This window comes from Allobosea sp. UNC402CLCol (assembly GCF_000745475.1).
GTDB lineage: Bacteria > Pseudomonadota > Alphaproteobacteria > Rhizobiales > Beijerinckiaceae > Allobosea > Allobosea spartocytisi.
In genome coordinates this window covers 609,729-620,817 of record NZ_KN050692.1, presented here as the reverse complement: position 1 = coordinate 620,817, position 11,089 = coordinate 609,729, and the positions used below count along the sequence as shown (strand labels likewise).

Sequence of the window (11,089 nt, the reverse complement as noted above, 5' to 3'; positions counted from 1 at the left end):
GCCGTCATTCTCGGGCGAAGCGAAGCGTAGACCCGAGAATCTCTTGCAGGCAGAGGCTCGGGAGCCCGCTTGTCAGGAGATGCTCGGGTCAAGCCCGAGCATGACGGTGGTCGCTGCGGGCCATCCCCGTACAGCTCTCAGACCTCCTCGACATAGCGGCGGCGCAGATGCGCCTTGAACACCGCGGCGTCGAGCGGCCTCCCGGTCGCTTCCGTCAGCAGGGCGTCGGTCGGGAGCAGCGAGCCCTTGCCGTGGATGTTCGCCCGCAGCCAGCCGACGAGCGGTGCGAAATCGCCCTTGCCGATGCCGGGCAGGATGCCGGGCTCGGCCCGCGTCGCCGCGTCGAAGATCTGGGCTGCCGTCATCGCGCCGAGCGAATAGGTCGGGAAATAGCCCCAGCCGCCCGAGGGCCAGTGGATGTCCTGCAGGCAGCCGCGCCGGTCGTCCGGCACGGTGACGCCGAGCAGGGATTTCATCCCGTCGTTCCAGGCGGCGGGCAGCTCGGCGAGCGGCATGGCGTCGGCGATCAATGCCTTCTCCAGCCGGTAGCGCAGGATGATATGGGCGGGATAGGTCACCTCGTCGGCATCGACGCGGATGAAGCCGGGCTCGACGCGGGTATAGCGGCGCCACATTGCCTCGTTCTCCCAGGCCGGGCCGGCGCCGCCGAAACTCTCCCGCATCAGCGGCGTGGCGAAGGCGAGGAACTGGCGCGAGCGGCAGGCCTGCATCTCCATCAGCAGCGATTGGCTCTCATGGATGCTCATGCTGCGCGCGGCGCCGACCGGCTGGTTCAGATGCGCTTGCGGCCGGCCCTGCTCGTAGAGCGCATGGCCGGTCTCGTGCAGCACGCCCATCAGCGCCTTGGTGAAATCGGCCTCGTCGTAGCGCGTGGTGATGCGGACGTCGTTGTCGGCCCCGCCGCAGAACGGATGTGTCGAGATGTCGAGCCGGCCGCGCTCGAAATCATAGCCGAGCGCCGCCATCAGCCTGAGGCCGAGCGCCCGCTGCGTCTCTGTCGCGAAGGGGCCCGCGAGCGGCTCCTGCGCCGGCCGGCGCGCCTGCACCGCGACGACCTCCTGCGTGAAGCCCGGCAGGAAATCGGCGAGGTCGTCGAACAGCGCGTCGATCTTGGCCGAGCTTCCGCCGGGCTCGTAGTCGTTGAGCAGGGCGTCATAGGGTGAAAGCCCGAGCTTATCGCCCTTGGCCCGGCCGATCTGACGCTGGAGGTTCAACACTTCGGCGAGATAGGGCAGGAGCCCGGCGAAGTCGGACTCGGCCCGCGCCTGCCGCCAGCGCATCTCGCAAGCCGAGACGGCCTTGCTCGAGGCCTCGACGAGATCGGCCGGCAGGGCGGTCTCGACCGTCCAGACGCGCCGGATCTCGCGCAGATTGGCCTTTTCCCAGGCGCCGAGCGAGCCGTCGCTCTCGGCCTTGGCCAGCCAGTCGCCGATCCTTGCATCCGTCACCATGCCATGGCGCAGCACCTGCAGCAGCGCCATGCTCTCGGCCCGCGTCTCGGCGGCGCCCTTCGGCATCATCACGTCGGAATCCCATTGCAGGATGCCGACGGCGTTGGAGAGGGCACTGATGCGCCCGAAATGGGCGGCGAGGTCGGAATAGGCGGTCATGGGGTTTGGCTCTGTGCTTTCGTGTCTTGTGCGCTGTCATCCCGGACGAAGCGAAGCGCAGATCCGGGATCCATGCCTGAGCGCTCGTCGGTTGCGTTCCGGCCTGGATCCCGGGTCTCCCTGCGGTCGCCCGGGATGACGACGGAGCGAATCTGGAGAATTCAGGCGAACAGCTTGGAATATTGCCGTGGCTGCGAGCGCAGATACTGGTTCGGCGCCTTGACGCTGGCGCCGAGGGCCGCCGCCGCATGCCAGGGCCAGCGCGGATCGTAGAGGATGCCGCGCGCCAGCCCGACGAGGTCGGCCTCGCCGGTGCCGACGATGGCCTCCGCCTGCTCGGGCTCGGTGATCAGGCCGACCGCGATGGTGCTCACGCCCGTCGCTTCCTTCACGGCTCGCGCCAGCGGCACCTGATAGCTCGGGCCGAGCGGGATCTTCTGCGCGGCCGAGAGCCCGCCGCTGGAGACATGGATGAAATCGGCGCCGCGAGCCTTGGCGGCCTTGGAAAAAGCGATGCTCTGCTCGACATCCCAGCCGCCGTCGACCCAATCCGTGCCGGAAATGCGGAAGCCGACCGGGTAGCCCGCCGGCACCACCGCCCGCACCGCGTCGAAGACCGCGAGCGGAAAGCGCATCCGGTTTTCCAGCGAGCCGCCATATTCGTCCTCGCGCCGGTTGGAGAGCGGCGAGAGGAACTGGTGCATCAGATAGCCATGGGCGGCATGCAGCTCGATCGCCGCGAGGCCGAGCCGCACGGCGCGCTGCGCCGAGGCGGCGAAAGCCTCGACGATCCGGGCGATGTCGCCTCCCGTCAAAGAGCGGGGCGGGCGGGGATAGCTTTCGAAGCCGACCTCCGAGGGGGCATGCACCGTCCAGCCGCCCTCGTTGAGGCCGAGCTGGTGGCCGCCCTTCCAGGGACGATCCACAGAGGCCTTGCGGCCGGCATGGGCGAGCTGGACGCCGATCGGCATATCCGACCAGCGATGCGCCGAATCGAGCACTTTCGCCAGTGCGGCCTCGTTCTCGTCCGACCACAGGCCGAGATCGAAGGGGCTGATCCGTCCGTCCGGCTCCACCGCCGTCGCCTCGAGGAAGAGCAGGGCGGCGCCCGAGAGGGCGAGGTTGCCGAGATGGATCACGTGCCAGTCGCTGGCATTGCCGTCTTCGGCCGAATATTGGCACATCGGCGCGATGACGATCCGGTTGGCAAGCGCGAGATTGCCAAGCTGATAGGGGCTGAAAAGCTGGCTCATGGGGAAGGTCGGCTCTGGGTGAGGGGATGTTGCCCGTAGTCTAGAAGCTCTGCGCCGCGGGAAGCCAGAGCCGTTCACGCAAATGCGCTGCCTCATCGACGCGGGGCCACCCCTCGCCAAGGCGCGGCGGGATGATAGCCTGCCGCCGATCCTCGCCGTCACGGAGTCCATCGCATGTCAGATCACGTGGAAACTGTTCTGCTCGAACGGGATGGCGGCGTCGCCGTGCTGACGCTCAACCGCCCGGCCGTGCTGAACGCCCTCGATGCGCCGATGGCGGAGCTGTTCCTTGCCCGCGTGAAGGATATCGCGGCGCGCGGCGACAGCCGAGCCATCCTGCTGAAGGGTGCGGGCAAGGGTTTTTGCGCCGGCGGCGACGTTTCGCAATTCCTGGCCGGCGGCGACCCCGCCGTGACAATTCCTGCGATCATGGAGCCGCTGCACGAGGCCCTGCTGGTGCTCGATCGCCTGCCGCAGCCCTCCGTCGCCTGCCTGCATGGGGCGGTGGCGGGTGGCGGCTTCAGCCTCGCGCTCGGCTGCGACCTTGCCGTCGCGGCCGAGAACACCCGTTTCGCGATGGCCTATTCCCGCCTCGGCACGACGCCGGATCTCGGCGGCTCTTTCCGCCTGCCGCGCCTGGTCGGCTTGCGCAAGGCGAAGGAGATCGCGCTGCTGGCCGAGCCTTTTGACGCCGCCGAGGCGCTGCGGCTGGGCCTCGTCAACCGCGTGGTCCCCAACGAACAGGCGGAAGCGGAGGCGCTCGCTCTCGCCCGCCGCCTCGCAGAAGGGCCGACGCAGGCCTATGGCCGCGTCCGCCACCTGCTGACGGAGGCGGCCGGCCATGATCTCGCCGCCCATCTGGCGGCCGAAGAGCGCGCCTTCGCGGAATCGACCGCCACCGCCGATTTCCGCGAGGGGGTCGCGGCCTTCCTGGAGAAGCGCCCGGCCCGGTTCGGGGGCGAATGAGGCCCGCAAAGGGCGATGCCATGCCGGGCGAAGGCCGCCCTTCTGGCTCGGCCCGATGCCACGCCTGGCATGGTCGGGCAATTTCTCGCAGTTGCGAAATCGTGACTATAAAACCGCCGCAATCTGACTTACTATGAGCAGGCTTACAATCACGGAGGCCTATGCATGAAGCGCCCCCTGCGGCGGGAGCTGATGTTTCAGCTTGTCGAAACCTCTCGCCTGATGAGGACCTATGTCGATCAACGTGCGCGGGAGCACGGAACGACACGGGCGCAATGGGGCGTTCTGGCGCGGTTGCGCCGCCAGGAAGGACTGAACCAGGCCGCGCTGGCCGAGCAGATGGATCTGCAGCCCATCTCGCTGGCGCGCCTGCTCGACCGCCTGCAGCATCAGGGCTTGATCGAGCGCCGCGAAAATCCGGCCGATCGCAGGGCTTATCTCCTCTATCTCAGCCCGACAGGCCGGCGACTGGTCGATGATCTCGACGAGGTGCGCGGCACGATCGCGCATGAGCTGCTCGGCTCGGTCGGAGACGACGCGATTCTGTCGGCGCTCGATACGCTCGGGGCGATCCGTGAGCAGATCCGGCCCCAGCGGGCGGATGACAAGACGCAGCAGCCGCTTTCGGCTGGTCGCATGGCCTGAGCCGGTGGGGCAACTATGAAGCGTTCGGGATTTCTTGTCGGCTTCGTTCTGGTCGCCGCTGTTGCGGCGGGCGTCTGGTATACGCGTTCGCAGGGCGAGAAGGCGCCGCAGGCCGCCGGTGCCGGGCGTGGCGCCCCCGCGGTGTCTGTGGTGTCGGCGGTGGCGGAGCAGGCGGATTTCCCGATCCGCAAGCACGCCATCGGCTTCGTCGAGACGCCGGCGAGCGTGACGGTGAAGTCGCGCATCGACAGCCAGATCGTCGCGCAGCACGTCACCGACGGCCAGTTCGTCAAGGCGGGTGACCTGCTGTTCACGCTCGACGACCGCGACATCAAGGCCCAGATCGCCAAGGACGAGGCGATGCTCCTGCGCGACGAGGCGACCCATACGCGCAACGTCGCCGATCTCGAACGCTACAAACAGCTTTTCGCCCGCAATGCCGGCACCCAGCAGCAGGTGGATCTGGGCACGGCCGACGAGAAGAGCTCGGCCGCCAACATCCAGGCCGATCATGCGACGCTCGACGCCGACAGGCTCAAGCTGAGCTATACCCGCATCCTCGCGCCCATCGATGGGCGGGTCGGCGCCGTGATGGTCACGCCGGGCAATCTCGTCAGCGCCAACAGCAACAACAGCAGCACCGGCCTCCTGACGATCACGCAGATGAAGCCGCTGCGCGTCTCCTTCGCCTTGCCCGAGAGCGAGCTGCCGACGCTGCATGCCGCGCTTCTCGCGCCGGATTCGGCCGTGGTCACGGCGAAAATCCCCCAGGGCGGCGACCAGCCGGCGGTGGGCAAGCTCAACTTCGTCGATTCCAATGTCGACATCACCTCGGGCACGATCACGGCCAAGGCGGCCTTCGCCAATGACGATCTGCGTCTCTGGCCGGGCCAGTATGTCGATGTCGAGTTCATCCCCGACACGCTGAAGGGCGTCACCGTCATCCCGACGGTCGCGGTGCAGACCGGCCAGAAAGGTCCCTACGTCTTCGTCGCCAAGGCGAATGCGACGGTGGATCTGCGCCAGATCAAGGTCGCGCTCAGCGATGGCGGCAAGACGGCGGTGACGGAAGGCCTCGCGCCGGGCGAGCGCGTCGTCGTCGACGGCCAGATGCGCCTGAAGCAGGGCACGGCGGTGCGCGAGCGGGGAGCCAGCGGCGAGAAGGCGCCGGTGAGCACGCCGGTCGCGCAGGAGGGGCACTCATGAACGTCTCGTCCTTCTGCATCAGGCACCCGGTCGCGACCATCCTGATGTCGGTCGCGCTGGTGCTGGCCGGGACGTTCGCCTATCGCTTCCTGCCGGTGGCGGCGCTGCCGCGCGCCGAGTTCCCGGTCGTCAACGTCTCGGCCCAGTTGCCCGGCGCTTCGCCCGACACGATGGCGACCTCCGTCGCCACGCCGCTGATCAAGCAGTTCGGCACGATCGCGGGCATCGATTCGATCTCCACCATCAACGCGCAAGGATCGACCTCGATCGCGATCCAGTTCGTGCTGAACCGCGACATCGACGCGGCCGCGGCCGACGTGCAGGCGGCGATCACGCGCACGCAGAAGCAGTTGCCGATCGAGATGACGACGCCGCCGAGCTATCGCAAGGTGAATCCGGCAGACGCGCCGATCATCCTGATGGCGCTGAAGAGCGACGTCGTGCCGCTCTCCGATCTCGACGCCTTCGCCCAGCAGGTGATCTCGCCCGCGCTCTCGACGGTGGATGGCGTCGCGCAGGTGCTGATCTTCGGCAGCCAGAAATACGCCGTCCGCATCCAGATCGACCCGACGGCGCTTGCCGCGCGCGGCATCGGCCTCGACGAATTGCAGGCCGCCATCACCGCGACCAACGCCAACACGCCGGTCGGCACCATCCAGAACAGCGCCCAGCAGCTCACCATCGAGGCGCATACCCAGCTCGCCGACGCGGCGCAGTTCGCCAACGTCATCATCACCACCCGCTCGGGCAAGCCGGTGCGTCTCGGCGACGTCGCCAAGGTGATCGATTCCGTCGAGAACACCCAGACCCGCAGCAGCTATGACGGCGTTCCGGCGATCGTGCTCGCTGTGCAGCGCCAGCCCGACGCCAACACCGTCGAGGTGGTCGATCGCGTCAAGGCGATGATCCCGGCCTTCGAGGAGCAGTTGCCGGCCGCGGCCTCGCTCTCGCTGCTGAACGACCGCTCGACCTCGATCCGCCAGGCGGTGGACGACGTGCAGTTCACGCTGCTGCTCACCGTCGCGTTGGTCGTCATGGTCATCTTCGTCTTCCTGCGCCGCGTCGCCGCGACCTTCATCCCGGCGGTGGCGGTGCCAATCTCGGTCATCGCCACGCTGGCGGCGATGTATCTGTTCGGCTTCTCGATCGACAACATCTCGCTGCTGGGCCTGACCCTTTCGGTCGGCCTCGTCGTCGACGACGCCATCGTCATGCTCGAGAACATCGTCCGCCATATGGAGGAGGATGGGCTTTCCGCCTTCGATGCCTCGCTGAAGGGCGCCAGCGAGATCGGCTTCACCATCATTTCGATCTCGCTCTCGCTGGTCGCGGTCTTCATTCCGGTCCTGCTCATGGGCGGCGTCGTCGGGCGCATCTTCAACGAGTTCGCGGTGGTGGTGACGGTCTCGATCCTGGCCTCCGCCTTCGTCTCGCTGACGCTGACGCCGATGCTCTGCTCGCGCCTGCTCTCGGGCTATGGCGAGCATCATCAGGAGAATGCCGTCGGGCGCTGGCTCGAGAAGGGTTTCGAGGCGCTGTTGCATGGCTATGACCGCGGCCTCGCCTTCTGCCTGCGCTTCCAGCCGGTGGTGCTGCTCGCCTTCTTCGCGACCATGGCCGGCACGGTCTGGCTGATGCAGACCTCGCCGAAGGGCTTCTTCCCGCAGGAGGATATCGGCCAGCTTCAGGTCGCGACCGAGGCGCGGCAGGACGTGTCCTTCGACGCCATGCAGAAGCTGCAGCGGCAGGTCGCCGACATCTTCATGCATTCGCCCTATGTCGCCCATGTCGCGTCCAGCGTCGGCGCGACCAACGGCAATGCCGGCGCGCTCAATGCCGGGCGCCTCTTCGTCGAGCTGAAGCCGCAGGACAAGCGGCCGCAGCTCTCCGTCGTGCTGTCGTCGCTGCGGCGCGATCTCGCGCAGGTGCCGGGCATCAACACCTATATGACGCCGGTCCAGAACCTCAATATCGGCGCGCGCTCCTCGAAGAGCCAGTACCAGCTCGTCGTCCAGGGCCTCGACCAGAAGGCGATGAACGACGGGGCGCTACGCCTCGCCGACGCCATGAGCCGCGAGCCCTCGACCTTCCTCGACGTGACCACCGACCTGCAGAACAACGCCCTGCAGGCGACGGTGATCATCGACCGCGACAAGGCCAACCAGCTCGGCATCGGCTCGGACATCCTGCGCTCGACGCTCTATTCGGGCTTCGGCGTCCGGCAGGTCTCGACGATCTACACCACGGGCGACAGCTATCAGGTCGTCGTCGAGTTCAACCCCAACGACCAGTGGACGCCGGAGCGGCTGAACGCGATCCGCGTCCGCACCAAGACCGGCACCCTCGTGCCGCTCGGCGCCTTCGCCAGGATCGAGCGGACGGCTGGCCAGCTCACGGTCAACCAGCTTGGCCAGCTTCCGGCGGTGACGATCTCCTACAATCTACCGGCCGGCGTCGCGCTAGGCGACAGCGTCAACCGCATCGGCGTGCTGAAGGAGCAGATCGGCCTGCCGAAATCGATCACGACGACGCTCGCCGGCACGGCCAAGGTCTTCCAGGACTCGCTGGCGAACCAGGGCCTCCTGATCGCGGGCGCGATCCTGACGATCTATATCGTGCTCGGCATTCTCTATGAGAGCTTCATCCACCCGCTGACCATCCTGACCGGCCTGCCTTCGGCGGCGATCGGCGCGCTCGGAGCGCTGAGGCTCTTCGACCTCGACCTCTCGGTCATCGCGATCATCGGCCTGCTGATGCTGATCGGCATCGTCAAGAAGAACGCGATCATGATGATCGACGTCGCGCTGGTGCTCCTGCGCGAGGGGGTGTCGGCGCAGGAGGCGATCCACCGGGCCTGCGTCATGCGGTTCCGGCCGATCCTGATGACGACGCTGGCGGCGCTGATGGGCACGCTGCCGATCGCGGTCGGCGCCGGCGCCAGCGCGGAGCTGCGCCAGCCGCTCGGCATCGCGGTGGTCGGCGGCCTGATGATCAGCCAGGTGCTGACGCTCTTCATCACCCCCGTCCTGTTCCTTTACATGAACAGGCTTTCGGACGGGCTGGTGAAGCTCGGCGGGCTCTTCCGCAGCAACAAGCACAAGCCGGCGGGCGCGCCTCATCCGGCGGAATAGGCGTCTCGCGCCTTCCGTCATTCCCGGGGCGAAGCGCATGCAGGATAGGGCGCTCTTCCGAGACGCTCGGGTCGAGCCCGAGCATGACGTCCTTGGATTGGCGGTGTCGCAGCCTCAGGCCGCGTCGAGGCCGTAGAGCGAGTGCAGCGTGCGCACCGCGAGCTCGGTATAGGCGGCATCGATCAGCACCGAGAACTTGATCTCGGAGGTCGTGATGGCGCGGATGTTGATGCCCTTCTCGGCCAGAGCGCGGAAGGCGCGGGCCGCGACGCCGGCATGCGAGCGCATGCCGATGCCGATCGCCGAGATCTTCACCACGTCGGTCGCGCCCTGGATGTCCTGATAGGAGATCGTATCGTGCTTGCTCTCGAGCAGCGTGCGGGCGCGCTCGTAATCGGCGGTCGGCACGGTGAAGGTGATGTCGGTCGTCGCCTGGTCGTCCGAGACGACCTGGATGATCATGTCGACATTGATGTTGGCATCGGCGAGCGGGCCGAAGATCGCGGCGGCGACGCCGGGCTTGTCGGCCACGCGCCGGAGCGTGATCTGGGCTTCGTCCCGGGAGAAGGCGATGCCGGTGACGATCTGCTGTTCCACGATGTCGTCCTCGTCGCAGATGAGGGTGCCAGGATTGGGGTTTTCGGGGTCGTCGAAGGAGGAGCGCACATAGGTCGGCACGCGCTGCGTCATGGCGATCTCGACCGAGCGCACCTGCAGCACCTTGGAGCCGAGCGAGGCCATTTCGAGCATTTCCTCGAAGGAGACCTTGTCCATGCGCTTCGCCTTGGGAACGATGCGCGGATCGGTGGTGTAGACACCGTCGACATCGGTGTAGATGTCGCAGCGATCGGCCTTCAGGCCCGCGGCGAGCGCGACGGCGCTGGTGTCCGAGCCGCCGCGGCCCAGCGTCACGATGCGGTGCGTGCGCGGGTTCACGCCCTGGAAGCCCGAGCAGACCGCGATCTCGCGGTTGCGGTCGAAGCCGGCGAGGATGCCGGCGCCGTCGACGCTCTCGATGCGCGCCGCGCCATGCGCGTCCGAGCCGTAGAGCGGGATCTGCCAGCCCTGCCAGGAGCGGGCCGGCAGGCCCATCTCCTGCAGCACGATCGCCATCAGGCCGGAGGTGACCTGCTCGCCCGAGGCGACGACGACGTCGTATTCCGCCTGATCGTGCAGCGGCGCCGCTTCCTTGGCCCAGGCGACGAGCTCGTTGGTCTTGCCCGACATCGCCGAAACCACGACCGCGACCTCGTTGCCCGCGTCGAATTCGCGTTTGACGTGCCGCGCCGCGTTCTTGATGCGCTCGACAGTGGCGACGGAGGTGCCGCCGAATTTCATCACCAGACGGGCCATGACGATCTTTTGGCTCTCGATAGCTGTCCCGGTTGGAAAGCCGGGTCGAAACGTCGCCCTCGCACTGGCGGCGGGGCGGGTGTAGATGACGGGCGGCAGGCGCGGTGTCAATGCGGCGCCGCATAAACGAGGGACCGGTTCATGGCGGCTGCGACGCAACGCACAGGCTCGACGATCGACCCGGCCGAGGTCGCCCGCTTCGACGCGATCGCGCGCGACTGGTGGGATCCGAAGGGGCCGATGGCGGTCCTGCACAAGTTCAACCCCGTGCGCCTCGCCTATGTTCGCGACGAGGCCTGCACGCATTTCGGCCGCGATCCCAAGCAGATGCGGTCGCTCGAAGGCCTGACGCTGGTCGATATCGGCTGCGGTGGCGGCGTGCTCTCCGAGCCGCTGGCGAGGCTGGGTGCTGAGGTGACGGGGCTCGACCCGGCGCCGACCAATATCGCCGTCGCCCGCGCCCATGCCGAGAAGGGCGGGCTCGCCATCGACTATCGCGAGGAGATGATCGAGGCGGTCGTCGCCTCCGGCAAGCGCTTCGACATCGTGCTCGCCATGGAGGTCGTCGAGCATGTCGCCGATGTCGAGGCCTTCGTCGCCGCCTGCTGCGCGGCAGTGAAGCCGGACGGCCTGCTGGTGATGGCGACGCTCAACCGCACGCTGAAATCCTATGCGCTCGCCATCGTCGGCGCCGAGTATGTGCTGCGCTGGCTGCCCCGGGGCACGCATGACTGGGAGAAGTTCGTCACCCCGGCCGAGCTCGGCGGTGCGATCGAGAGCAACGGCTTCACGCTGGGCACGCAGACCGGCGTTGTCTTCAACCCGCTGACCGGCCGCTGGAGCGCCGCGCGGGATATGGACGTCAACTACATGCTCGCCGCCAGCCGCGGCGGCTGAAAGGCCC

The 11,089-nt window shown here is 67.6% G+C and carries 8 protein-coding genes; 5 read left to right on the top strand and 3 right to left on the bottom strand.

The annotated features are described in order from the left end of the window. Positions 1 to 137 precede the first annotated feature (137 nt). Positions 138 to 1,631, bottom strand: a complete 1,494-nt coding sequence (locus tag GY40_RS25595; RefSeq protein WP_038368399.1) for a carboxypeptidase M32 — start codon at positions 1,629 to 1,631, stop codon at positions 138 to 140. A 161-nt stretch (positions 1,632 to 1,792) separates the two neighbouring features. After that, on the bottom strand, positions 1,793 to 2,884 hold the full coding sequence (locus GY40_RS25590) for an NADH:flavin oxidoreductase/NADH oxidase (protein ID WP_038368396.1): 1,092 nt from the start codon (positions 2,882 to 2,884) through the stop codon (positions 1,793 to 1,795). A 174-nt stretch (positions 2,885 to 3,058) separates the two neighbouring features. Here GY40_RS25590 and GY40_RS25585 point away from each other — a divergent pair, with 174 nt between their 5' ends. From GY40_RS25585 to GY40_RS25570, 4 genes are all read left to right on the top strand, one after another. Next, positions 3,059 to 3,850, top strand: coding sequence for an enoyl-CoA hydratase/isomerase family protein (locus tag GY40_RS25585; protein ID WP_038368393.1), 792 nt, complete (start codon positions 3,059 to 3,061; stop codon positions 3,848 to 3,850). A 165-nt stretch (positions 3,851 to 4,015) separates the two neighbouring features. Then, entirely contained in the window at positions 4,016 to 4,495 is a 480-nt protein-coding gene (locus GY40_RS25580; RefSeq protein WP_038368391.1) for a MarR family winged helix-turn-helix transcriptional regulator, read from the top strand. Positions 4,496 to 4,510: 15 nt separating this feature from the next. Beyond that, positions 4,511 to 5,701, top strand: a complete 1,191-nt coding sequence (locus tag GY40_RS25575) for an efflux RND transporter periplasmic adaptor subunit (RefSeq protein WP_051988517.1) — start codon at positions 4,511 to 4,513, stop codon at positions 5,699 to 5,701. Then, positions 5,698 to 8,832 (top strand): efflux RND transporter permease subunit, encoded by a 3,135-nt coding sequence (locus tag GY40_RS25570; protein WP_038368388.1) that lies wholly within the window; start codon positions 5,698 to 5,700, stop codon positions 8,830 to 8,832. The genes GY40_RS25575 and GY40_RS25570 overlap by 4 nt, the downstream gene beginning before the upstream one ends. 114 nt (positions 8,833 to 8,946) lie before the next feature. Here GY40_RS25570 and GY40_RS25565 read toward each other — a convergent pair whose 3' ends face one another. Beyond that, the gene (locus GY40_RS25565) at positions 8,947 to 10,185 is read right to left on the bottom strand and encodes an aspartate kinase (protein ID WP_038368386.1); all 1,239 of its coding nucleotides are present in this window, start codon (positions 10,183 to 10,185) and stop codon (positions 8,947 to 8,949) included. 141 nt (positions 10,186 to 10,326) lie between these two features. On the opposite strand from GY40_RS25565, the gene ubiG reads away from it, so the two are divergent. Continuing rightward, the gene (gene ubiG / locus GY40_RS25560) at positions 10,327 to 11,082 is read left to right on the top strand and encodes a bifunctional 2-polyprenyl-6-hydroxyphenol methylase/3-demethylubiquinol 3-O-methyltransferase UbiG (protein ID WP_038368385.1); all 756 of its coding nucleotides are present in this window, start codon (positions 10,327 to 10,329) and stop codon (positions 11,080 to 11,082) included. Positions 11,083 to 11,089 lie beyond the last annotated feature (7 nt).

Bases quoted from the DNA above. Each gene is read 5' to 3' on its own strand.
- GY40_RS25570 (WP_038368388.1), top strand. From the start codon at position 5,698: ATGAACGTCTCGTCCTTCTGCATCAGGCACCCGGTCGCGACCATCCTG.
- GY40_RS25575 (WP_051988517.1), top strand. From the start codon at position 4,511: ATGAAGCGTTCGGGATTTCTTGTCGGCTTCGTTCTGGTCGCCGCTGTT.
- GY40_RS25565 (WP_038368386.1), bottom strand. From the start codon at position 10,185: ATGGCCCGTCTGGTGATGAAATTCGGCGGCACCTCCGTCGCCACTGTC.
- GY40_RS25580 (WP_038368391.1), top strand. From the start codon at position 4,016: ATGAAGCGCCCCCTGCGGCGGGAGCTGATGTTTCAGCTTGTCGAAACC.
- ubiG (WP_038368385.1), top strand. From the start codon at position 10,327: ATGGCGGCTGCGACGCAACGCACAGGCTCGACGATCGACCCGGCCGAG.
- GY40_RS25595 (WP_038368399.1), bottom strand. From the start codon at position 1,631: ATGACCGCCTATTCCGACCTCGCCGCCCATTTCGGGCGCATCAGTGCC.
- GY40_RS25590 (WP_038368396.1), bottom strand. From the start codon at position 2,884: ATGAGCCAGCTTTTCAGCCCCTATCAGCTTGGCAATCTCGCGCTTGCC.
- GY40_RS25585 (WP_038368393.1), top strand. From the start codon at position 3,059: ATGTCAGATCACGTGGAAACTGTTCTGCTCGAACGGGATGGCGGCGTC.